Annotated in this window: 27 protein-coding genes; 17 read left to right on the top strand and 10 right to left on the bottom strand. The window is 40.9% G+C overall.

The window, feature by feature from the left end:
* Nucleotides 1-14 precede the first annotated feature (14 nt).
* The 9 genes from ACFX4H_RS08235 to ACFX4H_RS08195 are packed head-to-tail and all read left to right on the top strand — an operon-like array spanning nt 15 to nt 7,156.
* The gene (locus tag ACFX4H_RS08235) at nt 15-578 is read left to right on the top strand and encodes a TetR/AcrR family transcriptional regulator (protein ID WP_034314187.1); all 564 of its coding nucleotides are present in this window, start codon (nt 15-17) and stop codon (nt 576-578) included.
* Between the two features lie 43 nt (nt 579-621).
* Entirely contained in the window at nt 622-1,506 is an 885-nt protein-coding gene (locus ACFX4H_RS08230; protein WP_241637105.1) for a 3-hydroxyacyl-CoA dehydrogenase family protein, read from the top strand.
* Nucleotides 1,506-2,285, top strand: coding sequence for an enoyl-CoA hydratase (locus ACFX4H_RS08225; RefSeq protein WP_034314182.1), 780 nt, complete (start codon nt 1,506-1,508; stop codon nt 2,283-2,285). Before ACFX4H_RS08230 ends, ACFX4H_RS08225 begins: the two co-directional genes overlap by 1 nt.
* A 15-nt stretch (nt 2,286-2,300) precedes the next feature.
* The gene (locus ACFX4H_RS08220; protein WP_377434885.1) at nt 2,301-2,702 is read left to right on the top strand and encodes an acyl-CoA thioesterase; all 402 of its coding nucleotides are present in this window, start codon (nt 2,301-2,303) and stop codon (nt 2,700-2,702) included.
* Between the two features lie 29 nt (nt 2,703-2,731).
* Complete coding sequence (locus tag ACFX4H_RS08215; RefSeq protein WP_377434883.1) at nt 2,732-3,793, top strand: phosphotransferase family protein; 1,062 nt, start codon at nt 2,732-2,734, stop codon at nt 3,791-3,793.
* A 4-nt stretch (nt 3,794-3,797) separates the two neighbouring features.
* Nucleotides 3,798-4,556: a 2-phosphosulfolactate phosphatase gene (locus ACFX4H_RS08210; RefSeq protein WP_377434882.1), complete on the top strand. Its 759-nt coding sequence runs from the start codon at nt 3,798-3,800 to the stop codon at nt 4,554-4,556.
* 29 nt (nt 4,557-4,585) lie between these two features.
* Nucleotides 4,586-5,365: an SDR family NAD(P)-dependent oxidoreductase gene (locus ACFX4H_RS08205; protein WP_241637101.1), complete on the top strand. Its 780-nt coding sequence runs from the start codon at nt 4,586-4,588 to the stop codon at nt 5,363-5,365.
* Between the two features lie 17 nt (nt 5,366-5,382).
* Nucleotides 5,383-6,162, top strand: a complete 780-nt coding sequence (locus ACFX4H_RS08200; protein WP_098936665.1) for an enoyl-CoA hydratase/isomerase family protein — start codon at nt 5,383-5,385, stop codon at nt 6,160-6,162.
* A 16-nt stretch (nt 6,163-6,178) separates the two neighbouring features.
* On the top strand, nt 6,179-7,156 hold the full coding sequence (locus tag ACFX4H_RS08195) for a quinone oxidoreductase family protein (RefSeq protein ID WP_377434880.1): 978 nt from the start codon (nt 6,179-6,181) through the stop codon (nt 7,154-7,156).
* A 69-nt stretch (nt 7,157-7,225) separates the two neighbouring features.
* Here the strand turns inward: ACFX4H_RS08195 and ACFX4H_RS08190 are convergent, their stop codons facing one another.
* Nucleotides 7,226-7,561: a DUF3905 domain-containing protein gene (locus ACFX4H_RS08190; RefSeq protein WP_241637099.1), complete on the bottom strand. Its 336-nt coding sequence runs from the start codon at nt 7,559-7,561 to the stop codon at nt 7,226-7,228.
* Between the two features lie 122 nt (nt 7,562-7,683).
* Between ACFX4H_RS08190 and ACFX4H_RS08185 the strand changes: the two genes are divergently transcribed.
* Together ACFX4H_RS08185 and ACFX4H_RS08180 are read left to right on the top strand one after the other, a co-directional pair.
* Nucleotides 7,684-7,848 (top strand): hypothetical protein, encoded by a 165-nt coding sequence (locus ACFX4H_RS08185; protein ID WP_057278994.1) that lies wholly within the window; start codon nt 7,684-7,686, stop codon nt 7,846-7,848.
* Nucleotides 7,841-7,987, top strand: coding sequence for a hypothetical protein (locus ACFX4H_RS08180; protein WP_164468810.1), 147 nt, complete (start codon nt 7,841-7,843; stop codon nt 7,985-7,987). The genes ACFX4H_RS08185 and ACFX4H_RS08180 overlap by 8 nt, the downstream gene beginning before the upstream one ends.
* Nucleotides 7,988-8,023: 36 nt before the next feature.
* Here the strand turns inward: ACFX4H_RS08180 and ACFX4H_RS08175 are convergent, their stop codons facing one another.
* Together ACFX4H_RS08175 and ACFX4H_RS08170 are read right to left on the bottom strand one after the other, a co-directional pair.
* Nucleotides 8,024-9,784 (bottom strand): B12-binding domain-containing radical SAM protein, encoded by a 1,761-nt coding sequence (locus ACFX4H_RS08175; protein ID WP_095391730.1) that lies wholly within the window; start codon nt 9,782-9,784, stop codon nt 8,024-8,026.
* A gap of 204 nt (nt 9,785-9,988) precedes the next feature.
* On the bottom strand, nt 9,989-11,014 hold the full coding sequence (locus ACFX4H_RS08170; protein ID WP_241637098.1) for an acyltransferase family protein: 1,026 nt from the start codon (nt 11,012-11,014) through the stop codon (nt 9,989-9,991).
* A gap of 277 nt (nt 11,015-11,291) precedes the next feature.
* Between ACFX4H_RS08170 and ACFX4H_RS08165 the strand changes: the two genes are divergently transcribed.
* Both ACFX4H_RS08165 and ACFX4H_RS08160 read left to right on the top strand, forming a co-directional pair.
* On the top strand, nt 11,292-13,451 hold the full coding sequence (locus ACFX4H_RS08165; protein ID WP_241637097.1) for a PAS domain S-box protein: 2,160 nt from the start codon (nt 11,292-11,294) through the stop codon (nt 13,449-13,451).
* A gap of 468 nt (nt 13,452-13,919) precedes the next feature.
* The gene (locus tag ACFX4H_RS08160; protein ID WP_034314155.1) at nt 13,920-14,162 is read left to right on the top strand and encodes an aspartyl-phosphate phosphatase Spo0E family protein; all 243 of its coding nucleotides are present in this window, start codon (nt 13,920-13,922) and stop codon (nt 14,160-14,162) included.
* 295 nt (nt 14,163-14,457) lie between these two features.
* On the opposite strand, the gene ACFX4H_RS08155 is transcribed toward ACFX4H_RS08160, so the two are convergent.
* The 3 genes from ACFX4H_RS08155 to ACFX4H_RS08145 all read right to left on the bottom strand — a co-directional run bounded on the left by ACFX4H_RS08155 (nt 14,458) and on the right by ACFX4H_RS08145 (nt 18,167).
* A complete protein-coding gene (locus tag ACFX4H_RS08155; RefSeq protein ID WP_034314151.1) occupies nt 14,458-15,189 on the bottom strand; it encodes a ZIP family metal transporter in 732 nt (243 codons plus the stop codon).
* 113 nt (nt 15,190-15,302) lie between these two features.
* Nucleotides 15,303-16,526 carry an MFS transporter gene (locus ACFX4H_RS08150; protein WP_249597128.1) on the bottom strand — a complete coding sequence of 408 codons (1,224 nt, stop codon included), beginning with the start codon at nt 16,524-16,526 and terminating at the stop codon, nt 15,303-15,305.
* A gap of 144 nt (nt 16,527-16,670) precedes the next feature.
* Nucleotides 16,671-18,167, bottom strand: a complete 1,497-nt coding sequence (locus ACFX4H_RS08145; RefSeq protein WP_377434878.1) for an ATP-binding protein — start codon at nt 18,165-18,167, stop codon at nt 16,671-16,673.
* Between the two features lie 156 nt (nt 18,168-18,323).
* Here ACFX4H_RS08145 and ACFX4H_RS08140 point away from each other — a divergent pair, with 156 nt between their 5' ends.
* The 3 genes from ACFX4H_RS08140 to ACFX4H_RS08130 all read left to right on the top strand — a co-directional run bounded on the left by ACFX4H_RS08140 (nt 18,324) and on the right by ACFX4H_RS08130 (nt 22,130).
* Nucleotides 18,324-18,761, top strand: coding sequence for a MarR family winged helix-turn-helix transcriptional regulator (locus tag ACFX4H_RS08140; protein WP_034314147.1), 438 nt, complete (start codon nt 18,324-18,326; stop codon nt 18,759-18,761).
* 225 nt (nt 18,762-18,986) lie between these two features.
* Nucleotides 18,987-20,681 (top strand): M3 family oligoendopeptidase, encoded by a 1,695-nt coding sequence (locus ACFX4H_RS08135; protein WP_249597101.1) that lies wholly within the window; start codon nt 18,987-18,989, stop codon nt 20,679-20,681.
* Between the two features lie 408 nt (nt 20,682-21,089).
* Nucleotides 21,090-22,130, top strand: a complete 1,041-nt coding sequence (locus ACFX4H_RS08130) for a YkvI family membrane protein (RefSeq protein WP_377434877.1) — start codon at nt 21,090-21,092, stop codon at nt 22,128-22,130.
* 52 nt (nt 22,131-22,182) lie between these two features.
* Here the strand turns inward: ACFX4H_RS08130 and ACFX4H_RS08125 are convergent, their stop codons facing one another.
* Nucleotides 22,183-22,794, bottom strand: a complete 612-nt coding sequence (locus ACFX4H_RS08125) for a hypothetical protein (RefSeq protein WP_249597103.1) — start codon at nt 22,792-22,794, stop codon at nt 22,183-22,185.
* Between the two features lie 192 nt (nt 22,795-22,986).
* Nucleotides 22,987-23,163 (bottom strand): YkvS family protein, encoded by a 177-nt coding sequence (locus tag ACFX4H_RS08120; RefSeq protein WP_064505160.1) that lies wholly within the window; start codon nt 23,161-23,163, stop codon nt 22,987-22,989.
* 452 nt (nt 23,164-23,615) lie between these two features.
* Between ACFX4H_RS08120 and ACFX4H_RS08115 the strand changes: the two genes are divergently transcribed.
* On the top strand, nt 23,616-23,810 hold the full coding sequence (locus ACFX4H_RS08115; RefSeq protein ID WP_241637093.1) for a hypothetical protein: 195 nt from the start codon (nt 23,616-23,618) through the stop codon (nt 23,808-23,810).
* Between the two features lie 47 nt (nt 23,811-23,857).
* On the opposite strand, the gene ACFX4H_RS08110 is transcribed toward ACFX4H_RS08115, so the two are convergent.
* Together ACFX4H_RS08110 and ACFX4H_RS08105 are read right to left on the bottom strand one after the other, a co-directional pair.
* Complete coding sequence (locus ACFX4H_RS08110; protein WP_034314136.1) at nt 23,858-24,352, bottom strand: sigma-70 family RNA polymerase sigma factor; 495 nt, start codon at nt 24,350-24,352, stop codon at nt 23,858-23,860.
* Between the two features lie 1,174 nt (nt 24,353-25,526).
* The gene (locus tag ACFX4H_RS08105) at nt 25,527-26,345 is read right to left on the bottom strand and encodes a thermonuclease family protein (RefSeq protein WP_328136976.1); all 819 of its coding nucleotides are present in this window, start codon (nt 26,343-26,345) and stop codon (nt 25,527-25,529) included.
* Nucleotides 26,346-26,377: the final 32 nt, after the last annotated feature.

Below are 26,377 nucleotides of genomic sequence, written 5' to 3'. Positions count from 1 at the left end.
GCGAGGATGCATACATGAAAGAAAAAATGACAGAACATAGCATACGCTTATTTGAAAAGAAGGGCTTTAGTGAAACATCGATTTCTGATATCGTCGAATCGGTCGGGGTGACGAAGGGAACGTTTTATTATTACTTTACGAGCAAAGAGCAGTTGCTAATGGATATTCATCTAGCTTATATCGACGAGTTGCTTAGTGAGCAGGAAAGAATCATGTTGGAATCTGGGAAAAGCTGCAAGGATAAACTTTTCGATATGGTCTTGATGCTTTTAAAGAGCATTAAAACCAAAAAATCCAGCGCAACGGTCTTTTTCCGTGAAATGAAGAATCTAAGTGACGATAAGCTTGCACAAATCCTTCCTAAGCGGGATGAGTTCCGTAATAAAATCGAGCAAGTTCTGATTAGTGGCATCGAGAGCGGAGAACTGCGTTCCAATCTCGATGCATCGATCATCTCTTTTGCTATTTTGGGTGTGGCCAATTGGAGCTATCATTGGTTCGACCCAGAAGGTGAAAAAACCGAACAGGAAGTTGCAGCCATTTTTATGGGGATGATTCTGCAGGGAATTGAAGCGTGACCAGGTTACATACTAACCGGTTAGTCGAAGGGAGATAGAAGGCATGGCCAACAAGCAAATTAAATCAATTACCGTTATTGGGGCTGGGCAGATGGGGCATCAAATTGCGATGCTTGCTGCACTAGGAGGTTACGAAACGATTCTTCAGGATGTTCATGAAAATGCGTTGAATGCAGCCAAAGAAAAATTGGACGTCATTTTGACTAAATGGGTTCAAAAAGGAAAATTGTCTGAAGATCGTAAATTGGCTGCTTTTAGCCGTCTTCAATATACCACCGATCTTGAGAAAGCGGCCAGGGGGGCTGATTTGATCATTGAAGCGGTAGTTGAAAAACTTGATGTGAAGCAGGAGGTTTTCGCCCAACTTGAAGAACTGGCCCCAGCAGAAACCATCTTTGCAACGAATAGTTCAACGATTGTCAATAGCCTGATTGCGAGTGTGACGAATCGTCCGGATAAGTTCATTAATATGCATTTCTTTTTCCCGCCTCTAGTAATGGATTGTGTTGAGGTTGTAATGAGTGACCAAACATCCGAGGAAACAGCGAAGCTTGCAATGGAAGTCACAGAGAATATGAATAGGACAGGAGTTTTGTTGAGGAAAGAGATATCGGGATTCGTAGCCAACCGAATTTTGGGAGCGTTGCAGCGTGAGGCCTTATATTTGTATGAAGAAGGAATTGTTGACTATAAGGATATCGATTTGATCTGCAGGAAAGCTTTAGGCCATCCCATTGGTCCTTTTGAACTGATGGATCTATCAGGTATTGATGTAGGGTATTTTGTCATGCAGCAGCGTTTCAATGAAACTGGAAATCAAGAAGACAAGCCAAATGCTTGTATAGAAGAAAAGGTGAATAAAGGACATTTGGGCAGGAAAACAGGAAAAGGCTGGTATGATTATCCAAACCAAGGAGTGAAGAATTGATGACAAAATTAATTAATGTGGTTAAGGAAAATAAGCTTGCGGTAATCACCATCGATAATCCTCCATTAAATGTAATCAGCAAACAAGTATTCAGAGAATTGGGAGAAACTTTCGATGAACTTTCAAAAGATACTGAAACTGTTGCGGTACTCATAACCGGTGCAGGCAATATCGCATTTGCGGCCGGAGCTGATATAAAAGAATTCCCTAGCATGATGGGGAACCCGAATATGAAAGAAATGGTAAAGGAAAGTCATGCCGTCCTAACTAAAATCGAACAGTTTCCTAAACCTACGATAGCTGTATTAAATGGCCTGACCTTGGGCGGCGGATGCGAACTGGCACTGGCCTGTGATTTGCGAGTAGCTGAAACACAAGTTCAAATCGGACTGCCGGAAGTGAAATTAGGCTTATTCCCTGGAGCTGGCGGTACACAGCGTTTGTCAAGACTTGTAGGTAATGCAAAGGCAAAAGAGATTATATTTACCGGTGATCCGCTTGGTGCCGCGGAAGCGGAAAAGATCGGGCTTGTCAATAAAGTCGTTGAGCAAGGCAGCGGCTTATCGGAAGCGAAAATCTTGGCCTCACGGATGACAAGGCACTCACTTCAGGCACTTTCGAGAATCAAGAAGGCGATTAATGAAGGAAGTGAGGCAACACTTGAACAAGGTCTAGAGATTGAAACGAATCTTTTTGAAGAAATCTTCCAAACTGAAGATGTTAAAGAAGGGGTTTCCGCTTTCTTGGATAAACGTAAACCTGCTTTCGTACATCGTTAATCAAGGAGGGGGCTTATGCATGAATTGGAAGTCAACGTCCGTTTTTCCGAAACGGATGCTTTGGGCCACATCAATAACACAAGCTATTTCGTATACCTCGAAGAAGCACGCATGAAATTTTTTGAAGCTTTAGGCCTAGCGACAAATGTAGAATCTTGGAATTTTTTGTTAGCCTCCACTAAATGCGACTTTATTGCTCAGGGATATTTCAATCAACTCTTGACCATTCGTACATCTTTGACAAAGGTAGGTACGAAAAGCTGTGATATGATCCATGATATCCTCTGTTCACAAACTGGGGAAGTGATTGCTAAAGGAAGTGCAGTTTTAGTCTGTTTTAATTTTTTGAAACAAAAAAGTGAACCTATTCCTGAATTTATTAAAGAAAAGCTCATTTCACATCTTGTTCATAATTAGAATGACAAAGGCTAAAGGAGTGGAAGAACATGGTTGACGATACGATTCCTGTTCGGCCCGGCGAGGAATTGAATATTGGTGCATTAGAAGGTTTCCTAAGAAAAAATGTATTGGACCTTCCAAATGAACCGTTGGAATTACAACAATTTTCTATGGGCTATTCCAATTTGACCTATCAGCTGAAAGTTGGTGAGTGGGAGGCTGTTCTCAGAAGGCCGCCGCTTGGCCCTGTTGCTCCAAAGGCACATGATATGAAGCGTGAACACCATATCCTTTCCTCAATCAACCCATATTTCCAAGCAGCTCCCGAGCCTATTCTGTTCTCGGAAGATGAATCGGTTGCGGGGGCCCCTTTTTTCCTAATGGAAAGGAAACATGGAATTGTAATAGATACTGAATTTCCGAAGGGAATCGAGCCTACTGTTGAAAAGTGCCGACAGCTTTCATATGTGATGGTGAATCGGCTTGCTGATCTTCACTCGATTCCCTATGAGAAAACGGGTTTGGTCGAAATATCCAAACCTGAAGGCTTCATTGAAAGACAAGTACACGGATGGATTTCCCGCTATGAGAGAGCAAAGACTGATGAAATAAAGGAAATACGTCCGCTTATTAATTATTTTCAACAGAATATCCCGAAGTATAGCCAGACTTCAATAATCCATTATGACTATAAGATCAATAATGCCATGTTCAATCAGGACCTTACAGAGATGGTTGGTTTATTTGATTGGGAAATGTCCACCGTTGGTGATCCGCTAGCCGATCTAGGAGTGGCATTAAGCTACTGGACTGAAAGCGGTGACCCGGAACTTATCAAAATCGGTGTGGGTCAAGCGTCCGTCACGACTTTAACTGGTTTCCTGACCCGAAGGGAGTTTATCGAGACGTATGCAGCAAGAAGTGGCAGGGATGTTACCAACGTCGATTTTTATTTAACCTTTGGTTATTTTAAGTTAGCTGTCATCCTTCAGCAAATCTATTATCGATATAAAAAAGGCCAGACTGATGATCCCCGTTTTTCCAATCTTGGAAAAACGGTGAAAAGCTTACTCACTCATGCTGCAAATGTAGCTGCGAAGGAAGTTTAATAAAATGGAATATATTCAAAACATTCATTTACTACTAAAAAAAGAAGAGATAGATGTGGAAAAGCTTCAAGAAGGGGAGAAAGTTGCGGTCATCCTGGATGTGTTATTAGCGACTACCACGATTATTTCAGCACTTCATGATGGAGCACGCCAGGTGATACCTGTCATGGATCCACTGGATGCCTTGGTGAAAAGCCAGGACTTGGACCATGGGGATTTTGTAGTGGCAGGAGAACTAAAAGCAAAGCCGGTTGATGATTTAATGTATCCAAGTCCAACGCTATTGAGTAAGTTGGTACGCGGCAAAACTTTAATATTGTCAACTACTAATGGAACGGTCGCGTTGAGGCATTCAGCCGCTGCCAAAAGGGTTTATATTGCTTCTTTGTTGAATAATCCGTCTGTTGCGGAAAAAATAAAAAAATATCATAAAACAGAAACGATCCTCATCGTTTGTTCGGGAAATTCAGGTGAATTCAGTCTGGAAGACTTTTACGGTGCAGGCCATTTGATAGATTGCCTGATTGCTGGATCACAAGGTACGTTCATACTCAACGATGCAGCAAAGGCTGCCAACGCGCTTTATCGCACGAATAGCGAAAATGCCTTTGATATCCTGAAATCATCGTATGTCGGACAGTTGTTTGACAAACATAGTTTGATCGCCGATTTGGAATTGGCGGCGCAAAAAGGTTCGTTGGATCTTGTACCAGAGTTGGTGGATGGAAGGATCGAAGCGGAATTGAAAAGGCAGGAAACGTAGTTCAAAAATACAGATAAGGAGTGAAGGGGATGAGGTTTTCGCAGTCAATAGCGGTGGTTACTGGTGCAGGCTCTGGTATTGGGAAAGCAACGGCGATTCGCTTGTCGGACGAAGGGGCAAAAGTGCTGTTGGTAGGGCGGACGAAAGGAAAGCTGGAGGAAGCAGCTGCAGAAATCAATGCCAGGCATCCGATTCCGGTTGCTGATATTTTCCCTGCAGATGTTACCGTCGAGGAAGAGGTAATGGAGCTGGCCAAGTATGTGAAGGGAAAATATCGTGACCTTCACATTTTAATCAATAACGCAGGTGGTTCAAAGTCCTCGAAGCTCCTGGATACATCTGCAGCTGATTGGGATATGATTCAACATGTCAATTTGAAAAGTGTCTTTCTAGTTTCCAAGTATTTGGGGAAATTGATGGAAGAAGGAGCTAGTGGCGGAAATGAAGGTTCCAGCAATCGGGCAATCGTGAATGTTGCTTCACTGTCAGGACATCAGGCAGGAGCGTTCATCCCGCATTACAGCTCTGCTAAAGCCGGAGTCATCAGTTTAACGAAATCTTTGGCACTGGAACTCGCTGCGGTCGGCATTCGGGTCAATTCCGTATCACCGGGATTCATTGAAACGCCATTGACGGAGGATGGACTGCAAAATGAAAAATTCGTGAAGTCCATTCAGCGGAACACGGCACTGGAAAGAGTGGGGAAAGCGGAGGAAATAAGTAATGTCATTACCTTTGCTGCTTCCCCGGAGGCTTCCTATATGACTGGTACGGATTTATTGGTGGATGGCGGCTGGTTGATCAAATAGAAAAAGGGGATGGGTAAATGTTAAAAGAACACTTATTGAAAGAAGTAATCGATAATGTAATGATCCTGACTTTGAATCGCCCTGAAAGCTTGAATGCATTTAGTCCGGATATGATTGCAAGCTTAACGAAAGCGATTAAGGATGTTAAACAAACACCGCATATAAGGGCAGTCATCATCAAAGGTGCGGGAAGGTCATTCACTGCAGGAGGCGATGTGAAGTCAATGGGGCAGGCCTCTGCAGGTCAATTGTATGATCATGTTGGCAGAATGAATGAATGCATATTGGCTCTGGATGCTTCCGAGGTTCCTGTAATCGCTGCCGTCCATGGATTTGCTGCTGGTGCCGGATTCAATTTGGCACTCGCCTGTGATCTGATCGTGGCTTCCGATGATAGTCAATTTGCCATGAGTTTTTCACAGGTAGGCCTGATCTCTGATGGAGGGGGTTCGTATTTTTTACCTAAATTAGTAGGGCCCCACCTTGCAAAGCAGCTCTTCTTTTCGGCCGAGCCAATTTCTGCAGAACGCTTATATCAGCTAGGTGTCATTAATTATTTATATCCACTCAATCAACTTGAAGAGGAATCATTGAAACTTGCGGTAAAACTGGCAAATGGACCGACAAAAGCATATGGGATGATGAAAAAGCTCGTCAGCCATTCATTTACGGCTACACTTGATGAAATACTGGAACAGGAACGTATTACGCAAACCTTGATGGCTTCCACGGAAGATCATCTGGAGGGGGTAGCGGCATTCAAAGAAAAAAGAAAGCCGGAATTTACAGGAAATTAATAAGGGAGGGATAAAGATGAAAGCTATTCATTTTGAAGAATACGGCGGACCGGAAGTACTGAAATTGACTGAAATGGAAAGACCTGTGCCAACAGGGCATGAAGTTCTGATTGAAATCGATTGTGTAGGCGTCAATTATGCAGATACAGCCAGAAGGGAAGGGCAATATGTAGTTCCTACGCCGCTTCCGTTCATTCCCGGTGCGGAAGTGGCTGGCGTAGTGGTGGAAGTTGGTGGAAAGGTGACCAAAATCAAACCTGGTACAAGAGTCGTCAGCTTAATTGAATCTGGTGGATATTCAGAATATGCCCTTTCTGATGAATTCTCGGCCATTCCGCTTCCTGATGCCATTCAGTTCCATGAAGCTGTTGCCTTGCCCCTCCAAGGTCTGAGCGCCTATCATATTCTTAAGACAATGGGACGCATGCAACAGGGGGAAACGGTATTGGTCCATGCTGCTGGTGGGGGAGTGGGAACGATTGCCGTACAGTTAGCCAAAATCTTCGGGGCTGGAAAAGTGATTGCCACCGCCAGTACAGTGGAAAAGTTGGAACTGGCTAAAGAGATGGGGGCAGATGAACTCATTGATTACACGCAAGAAGGATGGGAAATGAAAGTCCGAGAGGTCACGGGAGGAAAGGGAGTAGACGTCGCGCTGGAAATGGCTGGAGGGGATATTTTCAATAAAACATTGAAATGTTTGGCTCCCTTTGGACGTCTTGTTGTTTTTGGCAATGCAAGTCGTAAGCCTTATACGATGAACCCGCAACAATTAATGAGGCGCAATCAATCCGTCGTGGGTTTTTTCCTGCCACAGATCATGAAAAACCCGGATTTGCTGTTGCCTAGCATTCAAGACCTTTTTGCATACGTTGCGTCTGGGGAGCTTAAGTTAACTATCGGGGGCATCTACCCAATTGAAAAGGCAGCAGCCGTTCATGAGGAAATGAACGCCCGGCAAACGAAAGGGAAGTTGATTTTGCAGGTTAAGTGAGAATAAGGGGTGTATGATGCACCCCTTATAGGATTTCACTTGTTCCTTTGACCCTAAAGAAAGCACGCCTCAATCCGTATCAGTGCCAACATCTTTATCTGGATGCATGAAAGGCGGCTGCGGCGCTATTTTAGACTCTAATAGTTGGCGGTTTTCAGTTGAATTCCAGCCTATATCATTGGTGGGGTGTACCCATTCGTCTCCAGCCATGATTTCCGGGTCTGTATCCTCGCTCCAGTTTTCGAGTGGTGAGTTTTCAGAGGCATATTTACTGTCGCCAATGACGACTCCATAATCATTGACGAATGGAGCCTGAGGTTTTATGCCGGTCCCTTTAAAGCTTGGTGCGTTAATTTGGTGTGGTTGTGTATCGTTGACAATTGGTGAGTCCAATTTCTTTTTCATGTAGTGTCTCCCTTTTCGTTTTACGGTTATTTTTCTCGTCTGTCCCTATATTATCCCTGAATAATTTCCGGCATTTTTACCCCATTCTAAAAGGTAAACTATATTAAAAAGGGTGGATGAAAATGAAACGGAAAGCCAATGTGGATGGAGCTGTCAAAGCAAGTAAAACGCCAAAAAGAAATCAAGCTGAAAATGAATTTTCCAATGAGTTCGCAATGGAGGAAAATGCAATGAAAGGTGCCAACCGCAATTCAAAGCAAGGCAGAAAAGGAAGAAGTAATGGATAAAGAAAAACGGAACAGCGGGGAAAAGATGGGTGAACATGTACGAACTGAATTTGGAATCGAATTCAGCGGCGATATGAACGCAACTAAAATTTATGAAATTTTGGCAAAAGAAAATAAAAAACGTGAAAGTGATAAGTAAAAAAGGACGGACCCAGCCTTGGGTCCGTCCTTATTATTAAAGCATGATGCTGCCGGATTTTGAAAGAGGGAAAATCGTTGATCCCTTACCACTCGGATCAAAATAGGCAAGCATGAATGAAGGTTTATCGACGATTGTTCCCTCGGCTAAATACGTTTCCAAATCAAAGGGAAGTGCCTCGAGCAACGTGTGTTTGTGTATTTCTTTTTCATTCAGGGCCAAAGCGGTGAAAGAGGAACCAAGCTGTTCAGGCTTATTGAGAATATATTCATATATCTCTTTCCGACCACTTTTATCTAATGAAGCTTCCCACCAAGGTTTACGTGGTTTGTATTTTTGATTCATGAAATAATCCAATTTCATGAGTCCGATAATGTTTTTCAGTTCGGCAGATTCCCGGGAAGCCAAAAACTGCTGTAAACGTCTGAACAAGTCTTCAAGCTGATGGCCGATTCGTGACCACCCTTGTTCATCCCAATAGGTACCGAAATCTTGAAAGAAGTCGAACGGTGATTGAAATACCGTTTTGACAAGATATTCAGTAGTATGATCCATTCTATGATCGTTCCAGTATTTTTCAAGTACATCTTCAACTTGTTTAATACGGACAATGTCATCGAAGGATAAAACATTATTCCCCAATATTTCATAAGGAGCATGTTCGCTGTATATATATTGGTGTTCATCGGCTCGTATCCGTAAGCCGGTTCCACGAAGCATCTTTAAGAAACCAAGCTGCATCTCTTCGGGTCTAAGCTCGAAAACATCATTGAAGGTCTTTCGGAAAGAATGATAATCTTCTTCCGGTAAACCGGCAATAAGGTCTAAATGCTGATCAATTTTCTGACCATCTTTTACCATGGTTACGGTCCTGGTCAGTTTTTCGAAATTCTGTCTTCTCATTACTAGATCATTCGTATGATCATTCGTCGATTGTACCCCTATTTCAAAGCGGAACAGTCCTGCAGGGGCATTGTCGTTCAAGAACTGGATAACTTCCGGACGCATGATGTCCGCCGTGATCTCGAACTGGAAAACCACACCGGGAAGATGCTCATCGATTAAGAATTGAAACATCTCCATGGCATAGCTTCGGCTGATATTAAAGGTTCGGTCAACGAACTTAATCGTCTTTGCACCATTAGCCATAAGGTACCTGATATCTTCTTTGATCTTTTCACGATCAAAATACCTGACACCCACTTCAATCGATGAAAGGCAAAATTGGCAGCTGAACGGGCAACCTCGGCTAGTTTCGATATAGGTGACACGTTTAGATAGGTCGCCGCGGTCTTCCTCCAAACGATATGGAGAAGGGAGGGATTTTAAATCAACCTTGCCGTTCTGAGGCTGGATGATTTTTTTTCCATCTTGTCGGTACGCAATGCCGCCGATCTTCTTATAGTCATTCGAACCTTCAATTTCAGATAAAAGGGCCTTGAAGGTGACTTCACCTTCACCTATTACGATGAAATCTGCCCCGGGAATCTGATCAAGCCATTCCCCAACATCATAGGTGACTTCAGGTCCGCCGAGAATGATGACCAATTCCGGGTTGATTTTTTTTAGCATGGCTACGACTTTCATTGTTTCCTCGATGTTCCAAATATAGCAGCTGAACCCTATGACATCAGGTTTTTTGGAATGAAGGTCACCAACGATGTTCATAATTGGATCTTTTATCGTATATTCTGCCAGCTGGACATCATAATCAGGCTGGGCGTAAGCTTTTAAATATCGGATGGATAGCGATGTATGGATATATTTTGCGTTAAGAGTACTGATTATTATATTCATGTTAAAGGGCGTAAAAGAAACGCCTGGCTCCTTTCGTGTACATGTCTTTTTAAGCCAACAAGCACTAACGAGTAATTTTACCATAGCGTGCTCCATTTGAAAAATGAGTTATGGTATCGAAGGGGAATCTTTTCTGCTTGAAAGTCGGATAAGAAAACGAATTTGAAAAAACGGATAAAGCAGGAAATGCTTCATCCGTTTTTTTTAAAAAGCTTGTTTAATATAGTCTTTCGTTTTAGTCATGAATCGTTTTGTTTTGGTCGCCTTCAATTCGATGATCGGCTGTGCCATGGAAGCGATCATTTCACTTGATAATAACACCGTAATCAACAAAGAGAGTCCGGCGAGCATGATAAAGCTCTCTGTATTGCTGAAGTATTCCTGTATGGTGCTTTCGCGGAAGAAACGAATGAAGAAACCATGCAGCAGATACACATAAAGGGTTTGTTTACCCCAATTCGTAAAGAAATATTGTCTGCGTGGGATGAACGAAAGGAAGCTGAACACTGAAATGATACTCAATCCATAAAATCCCAGGCGTTTAAACATGGATACGATTGTCGCATCTTCAAGTTCGGCATATGGTTTCGAACCGAGCAGCCATTTATAATTAATATCGGTATTTAAATAAAAACCGATAAAAATCACTAACATGACAATAAGTGATGCCAAACGAACTTTGGGAGTGAATAGTTTTTTTAAATGTTCCTTGCTTAAATGGTACCCGATTAAAAACATCGGGAAAAAAACGAATGTCCTGGAGAGACTAAGGTAATTGGAAATATTGTCTATATAACCAATCAATAATGCGATTATTAAAGATAAACCTATGCCTACTGATGGCTTTAGCTTTGAGAAACCAAGCAGCATGATGTTCCAACAGAATAAACTGATCAAGAACCATAGCGACCATTGGGGGTCAAGCAGGTCTACAGTGATGGCAGAACGTTCATATAAGAAATAATAGTAAACGGTATATATCAATTGGAAAATGATGTAGGGTAAAATCAGCTTTTTAGTAATTTTACCTAAATACCCTTTTTGATAAAAACCTTTCGCAAAGAATCCTGAAACAAGGATAAAGGCAGGCATGTGAAAGGAATAAATGGTTTTATATAAAGCATATATCGTTTCACTGTCATGTATATACGTATTCAGCAAATGACCAAAGACGACAAATGCCATGAGAATGAACTTGGCGTTATCGAAGAAAAAATCACGTTGTTTCATTTATTGCCTCCATTTACTAAATTTTAAGGTAGCTAGAAAGCATTGTTATTTCTTATTCCCTAAATACCTTGTACTAAATCATTATTTATTAAATTTATTATAAAAACCTTAAATTAAGCTTAACGCTAAGTTTTACAGCATTCAATATACTATCATTTGATATATAGGTTAATTTTGGATAAAGGTGTTTGCGCTGATTTTCGAAAAATACCGAGGAAAATCAAGATGGATGTCGAATAAAGTTGGGTAGGTATGGGTTTTGATGAGGGGGGTTAATATGAATATCGGTTATGAGAATGAAACGGAATATAAACAGGAAATTTTAAAATTGAATAAACAGATCGAAGGGTTTCTGAATATGTTCGATTCAATGTCAGAGCCTTATATCAGGGTTGATGAGGAACTGCGTCTCACTTATGCCAATGATGCCGCTTGTGCCCTGCTGGAAACACCTAAAGATCAACTGGAGTCCATGAGGATAACTGACTTTCTGGATGTCATCCCTTTAAATAACCAGGAAGTGTCAAGCACCCTAAAAACCTCGAATGAAAGTGAAAGGCAAATTATCCAGCTACATACCGGAGCCCTTAAGCAAATAGAGTTTATACGAATGGGATCACTTTCCGAAGGACAGCAGTTCTATCGTTTGGGGGATGTGACATTGGACGTTTCTTCGTCAAGGGAAACAGGGATGTCAAGACAGATGTTTTTGGACATTTTCGATACAGCCATAGAAAGCATCGTTCTATTCGACAGTTCAGGAATAATAATGGAAGTGAACCATGCCTTTATCCATGCCTTGGGCATTCCGAAAAAAGAGATTGTCGGTAAGAATATGAGGGACCTCATCTCTCCAGATTATCGGGGATATTGGGATGAGAGCATACAAAGAGCCTTTGATGAGTCGAACTATAAAGGGGAGGTAGAGATAAAGGTCGGGGATGAACTGCATCATTTTACTTTTTCGATAAGTTCAACGGTAGGAAATGAACTATATATGTCTGTGCTTCGAAGAATTACAGAATCAAATATAATAGAAAAAAAGTTAGAGACGAGCGAACGGATTTTTGCGGAATTATTCGACCAGTCCATGGATGCAATCATATTCTGGAATGATGACGGGATCATTTTTCGGGTCAATCATTCAGCGTGTAAAATATTCGAATCCAGCAGGGAGGATTTGATTGGCAGTTATATCTGGAAATACGTTTACAGTAACAATCACCATTTTAGTCAGATGATGGAAACATTTGAAAGAGACACCCAGGTGCGGGGTGAGCTAATTTATAAAATGCCTAATAACCAAATTAAATTGCTAGAATTGACTGCAAAAAAACATGAAGGTGACGGGTATAACGTAACGATCTTTCGAAATGTCAGTGAGCGCTGGCTGATTGAGAAGGAATTAAGGGATAGTGAGAAGAAGTTCAGGAAGATTTTTGAGGGGACATTAGACGGCCTGATTTTATGGAATCATGAAGGGTTCACGGATATTAATGAAGCGGGTCAGAAAATATTGGAGATTTCGAAGCGCAAACTGCTTTCTTTATCTGTTAAGGGGTTCATCGAAAAAATTCCTGAAAATGCTCCAGTCTTGAACTCTCACATTGAAAATGTTTATAAGCATGAGGTATACTCCTCCATCATTCCGATAACATTCGAAGATGGAAGAGTTAAGCATATTGAATTTTTGACGAGGAAAAATTTATATTCGAACCTGAATTTAAGCATTTTCCGTGATGTGAGTAAAAATCTCGAAATGCAGGAACAAATCCGAAAATCGGATACTTTGAATGTCGTTGGTGAATTGGCGGCAGGTATTGCTCACGAAATCAGGAATCCAATGACAGCTTTAAAAGGTTTTATCCAGTTGCTTGAGGATGGTGTTAAAGGGGAGTTTTCCACATATTTTCATGTGATTACATCCGAAATTAAGCGAATCGAAACCATTATCACGGAATTTTTGGTTCTGGCAAAGCCGCAGGCGCTAAAAGTTTTCAAACAGGACGTTCATACCATATTGAGAGAGACACTGGAATTACTGGCCGCTCAGGCACTGTTGGAAAATATTCAATTCGAGACATACTTTGAAGAAGATGAATGTAAGGTTTTATGTGAAGCAAACCAGTTAAAGCAAGTGTTCATTAATATCATCAAAAATGCATTGGAAGTCATGCCGGATGGCGGGTCTGTTCACATTAAAACAAGCCGATTTTCAGAGAAATACGTTTGCATTTCAATTACGGATAAAGGCATGGGGATTTCAACGGAAATGCTAAAAAAATTGGGTGAACCTTTTTATACGACAAAGGATAGGGGAACAGGGCTGGGGCTCATGGTCAGCTATAAAATCATTGAAGAACACAATGGCTATATAGAAGTGGAAAGCGAAGTGGGAAAAGGGACGAGCTTTCATATTTATTTGCCATTCGAGTAACGTAGAAGGGGATGCTCTATACCTTTCTTAAGTTAACGGAAAGCATGGTTATTTCCTTAGGGATCCTTTATCGGATTCCTTTTTTTATTCCAGCATCATTATCCTGGGATTACATATGAGGGTTGTAACAATGATAAATATTTTTGCTTCAATTAAGGGGCTGTCCTGCTTTTAAATCATTGAGAAATTATTTGCTAGAATTGAATAAGCGAAAACTAATAATAGCATCCAAATAGGGGAATCTTTCAAAGCGATTTTCGGAGCTGCCTTCATATGAAATCTTCCTGATCAATATATGATGCTTATGCTTAGGAATTTCCGTCATATCCTGTCTGCTGATGGACCAAGCCATATCGCAATTTAAGAAGTTTTGTCTTTTTTTGCGAATCTATTTACATATAAGGCATATTTTGTAATACTTCTTTATTATAATGTAACTTTAAAAGGGCAGGAGTAGTGAATGTAGTTATGAATTCTAGGTGTGCAACGGAAATTTGTTCTGAGATTCGAATGAAGCGTTGGGAAATGATGGAGTTGGCGAAAATGTATGGACTTGGCCATGAGTATACCCTTCGCCAAAGTGAGCAGCTTGACAAACTTATAAATGAGTATCTGATCCTTCAACATCATTCATCAGTGGAAGTGAGAAATAAGCGAGATGAAATGGTTGTTATTGTACAGCAGCCCTTTAATGAAGACATTTCCTTTTAGAAGGAACTGAATGCCCATGACTTTTTATATTAGCAGGCAAGAGATAATCAACTTTGTGTGATTTCTGGTGAAATGAATCATATCTGAAAACAAATAAAGAAAGACTTATATAAACAAGAATATATCTTTTGAATTTCCTTTGGATTTGGGGTATATATCGAGGGGAGGTCACCAGAAGGTGTCTTTCGTGCATCGGATTGGTTTAGAAGTCTTGATTTTTCTGAAATGGATTACACTGATAAATAAAAAGTAAGAGCTGACTCACTTGATGGAGCCAGCCATGGAAGTACCGCAATTATAAAATTTCCAATAATATGACCATAAACAAAAGACCGATAATGAAGGAATAGGTGGATGTGCGTTCATTACCATCCCCATGGCTTTCGGGAATCAGTTCCTTATAAACGATGAAAAGCATGGCCCCGGCGGCGAAAGCTAGGCCGTATGGAACCAGGAACCCAATGTAAGAGGTTAAATAATAACCCAGTAAGCCTGTAATTATTTCGATGGTGCCGGTTAAGGTTGCAATCAGGAATGCTGTGAGTTTACCGATTTTTTGATTAATTAAAAACAAGGCGACCAGTAAGCCTTCCGGAGCATTTTGCAGGCCGATGGCAAAAGCGATCAAGTTACCTGTATCAGCTGTATCAGAGGCGTAACTGACCCCGACAGAAAGCCCCTCAGGAATATTATGGAGTGTAATGGCAGTGATGATGAGCAAGGCCTTTTCATCGAACTGAATACCACTTTTCGTATGGCTGAGATCGATATGAGGAATGTTTTGTTCCATGATCGTTAATGTCATTACCCCGAGAAAAACCCCAATTACCAGCTGAATATACCCCCCGGTGGCCAGAGACTCAGGGATCAGGCTCAATAACGAAGCAGCCATCATGATTCCAGCGGTAAATGCCAGTAGCGTGTCTCTGAATCGATGTGTGATTGAACCTTGAATGAACAAGATCGGTAACGCACCAAACCCTGTAGACATAGCAGATAGGATGCTTCCTAATAAAACTCCACTCATAAATTTCTCCTTTGTAAGGTACTTATCGTTACATCTTTGCGAATTTTTGGGTGAAACAATAATTCATTGTATTTAGACATAAAGAATATGTTCCTGGAAAAAACCATTTTGCATCAATCTTCTGCATACCATTTTTTCAATATTAGATCAGACGGTAGCAATATGCTGATGATCCCCAGTAATGGCAGGAATCCCACTAGTTTAATCATTGATTCAATTCCAATTATATCTGCAATGGCTCCCAATGAAACGGATCCAATGGCACCCATTCCGAAGGCTAAACCTACGGTCAAGCCTGCCATCGTACCGACTTTTCCCGGGACCAATTCCTGTGCGTATATTACCGTGACGGAAAAACTGCTCATTATAATGAATCCCGCTATCAATAATAAGATAAAAGCGGCTGTAGGAGGTACGAATGGTAAAAGTGCGGTTATTGGCATGCTGGCAGCGAAAGAAAAGAAAATGATGTTTTTACGCCCGAATCTATCAGCAAGCGGGCCTCCGAAAAAAGTACCGACAGCACCAGCTGCCAAAAAGGCAAATAGGAAAAATTGTGCGGCTTTTATCGTGAATGAATACTGTTCGATCAAATAAAAACTATAAAAGTTCGTCATGCACGATACATACCAGGAACGGGCAAAGATTATGAATAAAATCAATACCAGGGCTTTGGCCACTTTATGGGACCGCTCTTTATTGATTATTTTTGCAGCAAGCTTTTTAGGCTGGAAGTGAACTAATTTTTGGGTATACCATTTGGCAATATACAGCAATAGGATAACGGCCATTAAGGCAACCAGGGCAAACCAGAGTGCGCCCTTTTGACCAAATGGAACTAGTACGATGGCTGTGATGAGTGGGGCAAGTGCCTGCCCGCTATTCCCGCCGACCTGATAAATGGATTGTGCCAGGCCTCTCTTTGGTCCGCCTGCCATGTAGGCAACCCTGGAGCCTTCCGGATGGAATATGGCCGACCCTAAGCCCATCAGGATGACTGCACCAAGGATAATGGTATAGTTTGGGGCAATTGCGAGAATGATGACCCCGATTAAAGTACTGGTCAACCCAATGGGCAATGCATATGGAAACGGTTTTTTATCCGTATAAAACCCAACTGCCGGTTGCAGGAGCGATGAGACGATATTCAGGCAGAATGCAATCATTCCAAGCTGTGTATACGAAAGCGACATTGATTTTTCGAGGATTGGGAACATGGCCGGTACGACGGCCTGAAGAGAATCATTCATTAAATGGCATATGCCTATGATGATCATGATTTTCAGAGTCATATCTTGTTTTTGCGTTTTTGTTTTAATGGCAGCGATACTTCCCATCTGTATATATCCTTCTTCCTTATTAAGATTTTTACCTATTCCATAAATAGATTCAATAAGCATGCACCGTATGCATGACACCTTTAAATAAATCGGGATCGTTACTAGTCTTCATGAAAAAATCGGTAACTCTTCAAAGTATTGCTACGTGTGGTCTTTTATAAGCGGCAGGCTGATTGTAACGGTTGTACCGACCAGAGGTTTACTTGAAAACTCGATGGTGCCGTTAAAAGATTCAATGATTCGTTTACACACAAATAGCCCTAATCCCGTTCCTTCTTTTTTCGATGTATAGAAGGGATCGAACACTTTCCCTATATCTTTTTCATTCAGTCCTTGCCCGTTATCGATAATCATGATTTTAGCCCATTCATTTTCATGGTGAATTCGAATCCTTAACTTTTTCCCAACTTCCATGGCCTCGAAACCGTTTTTGGCAATGTTGAGAATGACTTGTTTAAGTTGGTCCTTTGTACAATGAACCAGGATTGGCTCCTTTATGATTTTCCATTCCACTTCAATATTGAAGTGACGTGCTTCTGATTCTATTATTGGTCTCAATTCAGCAATGATACTGCGAATATCATATAAGGATAAAGTTTGTACCATTGGCTTTCCTAAAATCAAAAATTCGCTGACGATGCTATTGATCCGTTCAATTTCCTTCATGATGACAGAGTAATAGAACTGGTCTTGCTCCTCAGGGTGTTTTTCTACCAGTAACTGCACTAGCCCTTTTATGCCGGTAAGTGGGTTTTTTATTTCATGTGCAGTACTTGCAGCCAATGTACCGACAAAATCTATTTTTTGGCTTTCGTTTAGTAATTTTTGGTTTTTGTCATGCCTGCGAACGATCACTTCCTCCATGATGATATAAATCATGTGAGTAATAAAGAAGGTGAAAAAGACAAGCATTAAAAAAACATTCATGTTATTTGTGTTAATCTTGTCGGGCACTTTGACGGACAGTGTCCAATCGACTTCGTTCAAAGGAACATCCACCGATGTTGAATGTCCATTGAATCCCTCGGCATTTATATCTAAAATTCGGGTTTTATCCTTTGTTTCCAATATAAAGGAATGACCAGGGCTGAGCATTTTTAATATTTTTTCCATATGATCCAGCCTGATATGTGCCAATAAAAACCCTTGCACTTTTTTATCTTGATCCAGTATGGGAGCAAAAATGGAAAAATAATTAAAATGAGCGTTATAAAGCTCCTTTGTTCCTGCAACAACTGCTTTTTCAGTTTTTACTGCACGTTCCATATCATTTTGTTCGATTAAATGGTAATGATGGAAATTCTTACTCGTACCCGAAATGGAAACACCGTCGCGATTTAGCCAATATACTCCGGCATACCTGGAATCTGTATCTTTGATCCAGTTCATAAGAAGTTCGGTTTTTTTGTCATCCATATAAAGCACGGAACTGCTAAGGCTAAGCAGCTCAAGGTTTTCCTTCGTTTCCCTTATAACTTGATCTATGTATTCTTGATAAACCGTTCCCGCCCATTCAGCTTGTTCCTGTCTTTCTTTTAGAAGGGAACGTTCTAAATGCATCCAATAAATGATAGAGAGAAAAATTAATGGTAAAATAACAATAAGTAGATATGTGGTGAATTTATGCCTCGTTTTCATGTTTGTCACTACTTTAGCTTTTTTTTCAAGTATATCAAAATGATTGATTAAACAATAGTGCATACTAACAGGGCAGATTGACAAAAAAGCCTTTATGTCATATAATAACTTTTAATTCAAGATATTTTAATTAAAAATTTTTAAGGTTGTGAAGTTATGGAGAATAATAACATCCAACAGTCTTTGAAACTGTTCATTGTGATGTCTAGAGCTCATCGATCCATTAATGATGTGGTTAATAAACATATAGCTGAAGAGGGATTGAATCCAACTGAGTTTGCAGTATTGGAATTGCTTTATCATAAAGGGGATCAGCCTCTTCAGCAAATAGGCGGAAAGATCCTGCTAGCCAGCGGCAGCATTACCTATGTCGTGGATAAACTTGAACAGAAGGAATATCTGCAGCGCATAGCATGTAAAGAGGATCGCCGTGTAACCTTTGCAAAGATAACCGATAAAGGAAAGGCCTTTATTGAAGGAGTATTTCCTGAGCATGAAAAAAGAATCGATGATATCATGAGTGTACTTACGCAAGATGAAAAGGCGACCGTGATCGAATTGCTTAAAAAGATTGGGTATTCCGCTCAAAATTAGCTAAAGAACCAGCACCGGATTTAACTTCAGGTGCTGGTTTTTTTGTGTCTGATAAAACATGAATTTGTTTTAGCGACATAAAAAGGTTTTTAATAACGCTGTGGCGAATTAAATTACATTACGATAACCGTGATAATGGTGAATTTTTCTTGGAAACGAATTCGATTGGATAACGTCACTCTGTTATACAGAAAAAATGTTTTATATTCGAAAAGGAGCCTACATATGAAATTTAATGAGTATCAATATAAACGTCCTGAAATGGATGAAATTAAAACCCGGTTCATGAAAGCTTTGGAAAAGTTTACGGACGCTGCAAATGCCGATGCACAAATAAAAGCCATGGAAGAAATAAACGGAATTCGAAATTATGTAGGTACGATGTTTAATTTGGTCTATATCCGGCATTCCATAGATACCAATGATGTTTTTTATAAAGCGGAGAATGATTACTTAGATGACTTCTCCCCTGAAATGGAAGAATTGACCTCGAAATTTTACAATGAACTCGTTCGCTCGAAATTCCGTAAGGAGCTTGAGGAGAAATGGGGAACTCAACTATTTGACCTGGCAGAGGCCCAACTCAAAACCTTTTCGCCCAAAATCATACCACAGCTGCAAAAAGAAAATAAATTATCAAGTGAGTATTCACAATTAATCGCCTCTGCAAAAATTCGCTTTGATGGGAAAGAATTAACGCTTGCGCAGCTTCAGCCTTTTATGGAATCCTCGGACCGTAAGTTAAGGAAGGATGCAAGTGAGGCATATTACGGTTTCTTTGAAGAAAAGCAGGAGGAATTGGATCGTATATTCGATGAACTTGTCAAGGTAAGGAATGGGATTTCGACAGCGCTGGGTTATGGGAATTTCGTGGAACTTGGGTATTATCGGATGACAAGGACTGATTATGATGCTGATATGGTTGCTGCATTCCGCAAGCAGGTGAAAGAGGAAGTGGTACCGCTTGTCACCCGGCTGAAGGAACGGCAGCGGGAACGTCTTGGATTGGAGAAGCTGAACTATTATGATGAGAATTTTCATTTCAGAACCGGTAATGCCATTCCAAAAGGCGATGCTGAGTGGATCATCGAAAATGGGAAAAGGATGTACCAGGAACTATCGCCTGAAACGAATCAGTTTTTCAACTATATGATTGATAATGACCTGATGGACCTTGTGGCGAAAAAAGGAAAAGAAAGCGGTGGCTACTGTACTTTTATAGAAGACTATAAAGCTCCATTCATCTTTTCCAATTTCAATGGTACTTCCGGGGATATTGATGTTTTGACACATGAGGCAGGTCATGCATTCCAAGTTTATCGCAGCCGTGATCTTGATATTCCTGAGTATTATTGGCCTACATATGAAGCATGTGAAATCCATTCGATGAGCATGGAATTTTTAACTTGGCCATGGATGGAGTTATTTTTCAAGGAAGATACGGAAAAATATAAGTTTTCCCATTTAAGCGGTGCCCTCATATTCCTCCCGTATGGGGTAGCTGTTGATGAATTTCAGCATTTTGTCTATGAAAATCCTAATGCCTCCCCCTTTGAAAGAAAGCAGGCTTGGCGTAAGATCGAGATGGAATATTTGCCGCATCGCGATTATGAAGGAAATGAATTCTTGGAGCATGGCGGGTATTGGCAGCGGCAAAGCCACATTTATCAATCACCCTTTTATTATATCGACTATACATTGGCCCAGATTTGTGCTTTCCAATTCTGGAAAAGATCGACTGAAAAAGATGAAACGGCTTGGGAGGATTATCTGAATCTGTGCCAACTTGGAGGCAGCAAGTCCTTCCTTGATCTCGTTGAATCTGCGAATCTGAAATCCCCGTTTGTTGACGGTACTGTACAGTCCGTTGTGAAGGTGATAGACGAATGGCTCTCCACTGTTGATGATAAGGCATTATGAAATGGTCTAACTCCGAACCATGATTATAAAAGAAGACTTGGTTATCCTTCATGAACCCTTTTTTATATAGAAAGAAACCTTATTGGATTGAAGAAATTTGTAACACTCCTGCCGAGGTGCTTGCAATGATGCGGCATGAAAGACAGTCGGCGGAAAGGGAGCGAATTTCTGGAATCAACTGGTACGTTTATTAATTAGTATACAGTCTGAACGCTTGGAGATTATTCCAAGCGTTTTTTTAAATCTTCATGCATTCGGAATGATGCTTCAAAGTGAAATGCATAGGGGGTTTCAGACTGCACTAAGAGAGAATGAAACCGAGGAAAAAAACAGCTGGCGAAAGGAATATTGCCCGGCTTGTCTTAAATGTCTCTTCCTTACATATAAATGTAGGGAGGAGGGGAGAGTATGCTGTCAAGGTGGTCAGGGAGTTTTCAGATTGCAGCGGTTTATGTAGGCACAGTCGTCGGTGCAGGATTTGCAACTGGAAAAGAGATTGTCGAGTTTTTTACCCGTTATGGTTTTTATGGCTTTATCGGGATTTTAATAGCAGGTTATATTTTCATTTTCACCGGGACGAAAATCATGCTCATTTCTGCAAGGATCAGAGCATCTTCTTATGAGGAGTTCAATGAATTTCTTTTTGGCAAGAAAATAGCAGGAATCATCAACTTTTTTTTCCTTATCATGCTGTTAGGGGTGACGGCTGTCATGATTTCGGGTTCAGGAGCCGTTTTTGAAGAACAACTTGGCGTGCCTAAAAGTATTGGAAGTTGGTCTACGATCATACTGGCATCCTTGGTCCTGATGATGGGCATGCGCGGTGTTTTCACTGTGAACTCGTTTGTTGTACCAATCATGATCTGCTTTAGCGTGATTCTTTTTTTCTCGACTTTAGGTAATGGGGATTTCTTTAAGACCCTTACAAAAGTTCCGGATGAAGTGATCACCGTGAAAATGATTTTGTCCCCCTTTGCCTACACAGCCTTTAACCTTGCTTTGGCACAGGCTGTGCTGGTTCCGGTTGCGTATGAAGTTCGAGATGAGAAGGTCATTAAGCATGGAGCAATTCTAGGAGGGATATTCCTGACCATCATTTTATTGACGGGGCATTTTTCACTTATGACACTTCCTGACGTGAATCGTTATGAAATTCCTTCAGCAGTTATTATGAGAACTGCGGCCAGTCAGTTGTATTGGATGTTCATTTTGGTGATATACGGCGAGATATTCACTTCGGTCATCGGAAACATATATGGCTTACAGAGACAAATCAGCAGTTATATTAAATTGCCAAGCATGCTGATCATAGCGGTGATCTTTTTAATAGCTTTAGTCATTAGTGAATTCGGATATGGAAGGTTACTAGGATATATTTATCCGGTTTTTGGATACATAAGCCTCCTTTTTTTAGTGCTGGTCTGGAAGAGCAAGGCAGGCAAGGAGTAATGGAGAACGGAGGGACTGCCTCTAGCCCTCCGGACCATGGGGAAATCAATGGTCACCCTTTCATCAGCGTCTTAGCCATCTCTAGAAAAGCATCCCGGTAATCTTTATCTTTTTTCGTGAACATAGTTAAGCGGACGGGGGCTTTTTCATCCTTGAGCAAAATGGAAGTAATGACATCATCCCCACTTTCCACTTCAAATCCTGTGCCGCTCTCGATATCGAGTGAAGGATCCCTAATCGTTTCTGAAATGCTTTTCAGCTGGTCTTGAACATTTTCTTCCACCTCATCCCAACTGACATCGGCCTTCAACAATTCGATTCTCATATAAATGGAGTCATCTTCAATCAGGAACACAATATCTTTTCCTGGTTCTTCGGCACTTAACCTGAATTGTTGCATAACATAGAGGCTGAACGGTTGATTATCGCTTTTTTTTAGGAATGCTGTTTTTTCTTTTGCTTCCCCGTTCATTGTATACTGCAGGTTTTGCTCCATCAGTCTTATTTTATTACGATTGCCTCTTTGAGAAGTGTTGCCTTCGTTCTCCTCTTTTATTGAATCTTCCTGTGGCTCATCTGCATTTTCGTCTGTGGCCGTACCGCAGCCAGTCAGCAGAAAAGCGGCGAATGTGACACAGCCAATATAACGCGTCCAACAAGTCATGTGTTTCCCTCCTCTTTCTGATAGAAATTTCAAACTGGATATTCCTGCATCACATACAGGTGCTTTTCCCTTTAATGAATTAGACGGCATGAAATGGAAATGGTTACAAAAAGCGGGGGAATTGAATGGGACGATTGCTAAAAAGTGAAAAACGGAATGGTCATCTAGAAACCATCCCGTTTGATAAATTGATTATCCTATGATTTTATAATTTTTATGGTTTACGACTGTTTTTTGTTCAAGCTCCAAATCACGATAATTTTCCATATACGTGACGTCCACGATTACTGAGTTCTCGTTCACTTTCTCGACGATTCCTTTTAAGCCTTCTCTAAATTCAATGATATTTCCAACTTCCGCTTTCTTCATGGTAATCATCCTTTCCCATTTTGTTTCCAATGATCAAAAAGTAACAATGGAGTAATTGGATTATTCGAACATCTTGCCGTTTAGATTTTGACGTGGGAAGTGCTAGTAAGAGAATTAGTTATCTCTTATGTCGGTACAGTAAGCTAAACTTTTAAAAGGAGGTACGATTCTTGTAATGGAGCGTTGTAAAGATGTGGCATAATTTGGTATATCTTGCAAACGCAGTTATGCGTACCAGTATGTAATTATATGTACAAAAAATGCCAATCATTTTACATTATGATATTTTAATATACAGTTTGCACTATTTTAAAGCATTCGTAAAGAATAATGTAGTAAGTGGGCAACAAAAAATTCTGATTTATATTAAGTGGCAAGTTTATGTTAAAATGAAAGCGGAATTTCTCCTGTCTGAAAATGATGGAACATTCGATAATTAAGGAGGATAATATATGAATGCAGAGGAAGCAAAAGAAGTACTCGATAAATTGGCAAATCGGGAAATGGAAGAGTTCCGGATAACAAAAGAAGAATTTTTAGCTTTTCGTGAGGTTCTTGTTAAAAGGGATGACTTTAAACATTTTCGGGGGAATGCTCAACATAACGGAATGATAATTTATACGTATTTAGAAGAAGCGAGAAGTTGATGGATGTATAATTTGGGGTGGCTCATGATTGAGCCACCCCAAATTATTTATAATGGAAAAATCAATTGTTTCCTTAATTTATTTAAGGCGGACTTTCTCCATGATTTGACGGCTGCAGCAGTAACTTGATATATCTCAGCTATTTCAGTCACGGTTTTATTTTCAAGGTATGTCTGTAAAAGCCAGCGTTGCTGATTCAGTGTCAATCCTTCCGTATAGGTTAATATATTATCGATGGCAAAGGCCTCTTCATGCATTGAAAAAGGATCTTTAATCATCTCTAATAGGAAGGAATCAAAGGGTTCGGTACGGATTTCATATTTATGATGATGCTTTAATTCGTTCAGAATTTTGCCTTTGATTACCGTATAGGCATAGTTGGAGAATTGTCCGTATTCCTCATTGAAATTCCCTAATGACTCCCATAAAGCGATCAAGCCTACTTGAAAATATTCTTCCTTATTTTTATAGATGGAAAGTGAGCGGATAATATGATGGATCATCGGGGTGAATTCTTCCGTTAGCGCTGAGAAATCTTTCATTAAGCAAGTCACCTTTAGAAAGTGCACTTTCCTTTATTCCCGGGTGCTTATACCATAAATAAATCGATCGGATAAAGCCAAATGGCATAACCGAAAAATGGCGGTAATAACAAGTGGGTTTAAAAGGAGCTAAAGAGAACCTTTTTGGTAAGAAAAGGATAATTAAGGAGGTATTGAGTGTGTGGGAAATGAAAAAACACATCCTAAGATTGGATGTGCCGAGATATCATGTTCCGTTTGTCGACAAGGGTAGTTTGGAATGGCCTCATTTAAAACAAGGATATATTTTATAGTTCAACTTTGATTTCCACCTCATCATCTGGGAGCCTCCTCGGCACGCCTGCGGGGGTCCCCCTTAGACCGCTTTTCCTGCAGGAGTCTCGAACACCCGCTCCAATCAACTTTGTTTTAAAACATAGAAATCCTTTTGTCCGCAGATTTTTTGAGGCGGTATAAAATTTAGATTTCCACTTCAGGCACTCGCTTTCCGCGGGCGGTCAGGGAGCCTCCTCGGCTCGCCTGCGGGGTCTCCCTTAGACGCGCTTTTCCCGCAGGAGTCTCGTACCTTCCGTTCCAATTAAAACATAGAAATCCTTTTGTCCGCAGATTTTTTGAGGTGGTGTAAAATTTAGATTTCCACTTCAGGCACTCGCTTTCCGCGGGCGGTCAGGGAGCCTCCTCGGCTCGCCTGCGGGGTCTCCCTTAGACGCGCTTTTCCTGCAGGAGTCTCGAACACCCATTCCAATCAACTTTGTTTTAAAACATAGAAATCCTTTTGTCCGCAGTTTTTTTGAGGCGGTATAAAATTTAGATTTCCACTTCAGGCACTCGCTTTCCGCGGGCGTTCTGGGAGCCTCCTCGGCGTGCCTGCGGGGTCTCCCTTAGACGCGCTTTTCCCGCAGGAGTCTCGTCCTTCCGTTCCAATCAACTTTGTGTTTTAAAGAAAAAACAGCTGGCTCGTCTTATTCCGAACCCTATATAAGACTAGTATATCCTTCATGTCTTTTTTCCTGTACTAATTAATGGATGGAGAAATTGCTACACTCCAGCCGAATAACTGGCTGGCCGAGACCCCGCAGGCGCTTATGCCGAGGAGGCTTGGCAGACAGTCGGCGGAAAGGGAGCGGATTTTTGAAATCAACTCGATCTTTTTTTAATAAAACCAATGTATTTGTTAACTTTGCGATTTTCTGAATCCAGCATCCTGTGCGTCTTTTTCAGTACAAAACATTTCTTCTGGTTTAGTTATTTCGTAATATTGGCCCGAAGGAATGTGATAAATTTTATTGCCTTTGGAATTTATATTCCCTTTAATTTGCGGGTTATTGCAAGACCCAGTGGGCTTTTCCACGGATGCTTCTTTTGACTTCGAATCATCGAACCCTTTTGAAGTTGCATAGTTTTCAATTGACCAAATACCGATTTCGTCTTGTTGGGCTTGTTTTTGAATATTTTCCAATTCATCAAGGTATTTCGTGTTCGGTGCATAAACATAGGCTATCCTTGCAAGTCCTTTTTCCAGCAGGAGTTTATTCACCATTTTACCATCTACATAAAAATAGGCCAGCAGCCGGCCGTATTTATCTCTTTCACCTATGCCGGTTTCTACTTCCACTTTAGAGCCCGAAGGCATGAGTTCCTTGGCGAACTTGCTTGCTTCAGGCCCAAAAGGCTGAACGGGCTTGGATGGGTGCACGGTTTCTGGAGTATCTATCAACAGGAGCCTGACCGTTTCTTCATTTCCATTAGTCATTTTGATTTTTACTGTATCTCCGTCAATAACTTTGATGACCTCGGCTGTGAATGTCTTGGCTTTTTCTTCATTTGAAGAATCAGCACTGGAACGGGTGTCTTCGTTGGAAAGTGATTTTTCCTGTTTGGATTGATTGATCACGTTATCTGAAGCTGCCTGGCAGCCAGACAACGTGATCAGGCAAAGTGCAGTAAGGAGAAAAACATTCAGGTAAGAATGTAAAAAGGAATTTCCGTTCATGATAAGTCCCTCCATTTATTATGGTGTTTTCC

It is taken from the genome of Peribacillus sp. YIM B13477 (assembly GCF_042787955.1).
Taxonomy (GTDB): domain Bacteria; phylum Bacillota; class Bacilli; order Bacillales; family DSM-1321; genus Peribacillus; species Peribacillus frigoritolerans.
The sequence above is the reverse complement of the archived record's forward strand: the minus strand, read 5'-3'. Positions and strand labels throughout refer to the sequence as shown.

Excerpts from the sequence above, each read along its gene's own strand:
- ACFX4H_RS08205 (WP_241637101.1), top strand. The coding sequence starts at position 4,586 with ATGAGGTTTTCGCAGTCAATAGCGGTGGTTACTGGTGCAGGCTCTGGT.
- ACFX4H_RS08155 (WP_034314151.1), bottom strand. The coding sequence starts at position 15,189 with ATGAGTGGAGTTTTATTAGGAAGCATCCTATCTGCTATGTCTACAGGG.
- ACFX4H_RS08185 (WP_057278994.1), top strand. The coding sequence starts at position 7,684 with ATGAAACGGAAAGCCAATGTGGATGGAGCTGTCAAAGCAAGTAAAACG.
- ACFX4H_RS08110 (WP_034314136.1), bottom strand. The coding sequence starts at position 24,352 with ATGAAAGATTTCTCAGCGCTAACGGAAGAATTCACCCCGATGATCCAT.
- ACFX4H_RS08150 (WP_249597128.1), bottom strand. The coding sequence starts at position 16,526 with ATGGGAAGTATCGCTGCCATTAAAACAAAAACGCAAAAACAAGATATG.
- ACFX4H_RS08105 (WP_328136976.1), bottom strand. The coding sequence starts at position 26,345 with ATGAACGGAAATTCCTTTTTACATTCTTACCTGAATGTTTTTCTCCTT.
- ACFX4H_RS08165 (WP_241637097.1), top strand. The coding sequence starts at position 11,292 with ATGAATATCGGTTATGAGAATGAAACGGAATATAAACAGGAAATTTTA.
- ACFX4H_RS08215 (WP_377434883.1), top strand. The coding sequence starts at position 2,732 with ATGGTTGACGATACGATTCCTGTTCGGCCCGGCGAGGAATTGAATATT.
- ACFX4H_RS08140 (WP_034314147.1), top strand. The coding sequence starts at position 18,324 with ATGGAGAATAATAACATCCAACAGTCTTTGAAACTGTTCATTGTGATG.
- ACFX4H_RS08125 (WP_249597103.1), bottom strand. The coding sequence starts at position 22,794 with ATGACTTGTTGGACGCGTTATATTGGCTGTGTCACATTCGCCGCTTTT.
- ACFX4H_RS08130 (WP_377434877.1), top strand. The coding sequence starts at position 21,090 with ATGCTGTCAAGGTGGTCAGGGAGTTTTCAGATTGCAGCGGTTTATGTA.
- ACFX4H_RS08175 (WP_095391730.1), bottom strand. The coding sequence starts at position 9,784 with ATGAATATAATAATCAGTACTCTTAACGCAAAATATATCCATACATCG.
- ACFX4H_RS08160 (WP_034314155.1), top strand. The coding sequence starts at position 13,920 with ATGAATTCTAGGTGTGCAACGGAAATTTGTTCTGAGATTCGAATGAAG.
- ACFX4H_RS08210 (WP_377434882.1), top strand. The coding sequence starts at position 3,798 with ATGGAATATATTCAAAACATTCATTTACTACTAAAAAAAGAAGAGATA.
- ACFX4H_RS08120 (WP_064505160.1), bottom strand. The coding sequence starts at position 23,163 with ATGAAGAAAGCGGAAGTTGGAAATATCATTGAATTTAGAGAAGGCTTA.
- ACFX4H_RS08220 (WP_377434885.1), top strand. The coding sequence starts at position 2,301 with ATGCATGAATTGGAAGTCAACGTCCGTTTTTCCGAAACGGATGCTTTG.
- ACFX4H_RS08230 (WP_241637105.1), top strand. The coding sequence starts at position 622 with ATGGCCAACAAGCAAATTAAATCAATTACCGTTATTGGGGCTGGGCAG.
- ACFX4H_RS08190 (WP_241637099.1), bottom strand. The coding sequence starts at position 7,561 with ATGAAAAAGAAATTGGACTCACCAATTGTCAACGATACACAACCACAC.
- ACFX4H_RS08145 (WP_377434878.1), bottom strand. The coding sequence starts at position 18,167 with ATGAAAACGAGGCATAAATTCACCACATATCTACTTATTGTTATTTTA.
- ACFX4H_RS08195 (WP_377434880.1), top strand. The coding sequence starts at position 6,179 with ATGAAAGCTATTCATTTTGAAGAATACGGCGGACCGGAAGTACTGAAA.
- ACFX4H_RS08170 (WP_241637098.1), bottom strand. The coding sequence starts at position 11,014 with ATGAAACAACGTGATTTTTTCTTCGATAACGCCAAGTTCATTCTCATG.
- ACFX4H_RS08225 (WP_034314182.1), top strand. The coding sequence starts at position 1,506 with ATGACAAAATTAATTAATGTGGTTAAGGAAAATAAGCTTGCGGTAATC.
- ACFX4H_RS08200 (WP_098936665.1), top strand. The coding sequence starts at position 5,383 with ATGTTAAAAGAACACTTATTGAAAGAAGTAATCGATAATGTAATGATC.
- ACFX4H_RS08180 (WP_164468810.1), top strand. The coding sequence starts at position 7,841 with ATGGATAAAGAAAAACGGAACAGCGGGGAAAAGATGGGTGAACATGTA.
- ACFX4H_RS08115 (WP_241637093.1), top strand. The coding sequence starts at position 23,616 with ATGAATGCAGAGGAAGCAAAAGAAGTACTCGATAAATTGGCAAATCGG.
- ACFX4H_RS08135 (WP_249597101.1), top strand. The coding sequence starts at position 18,987 with ATGAAATTTAATGAGTATCAATATAAACGTCCTGAAATGGATGAAATT.
- ACFX4H_RS08235 (WP_034314187.1), top strand. The coding sequence starts at position 15 with ATGAAAGAAAAAATGACAGAACATAGCATACGCTTATTTGAAAAGAAG.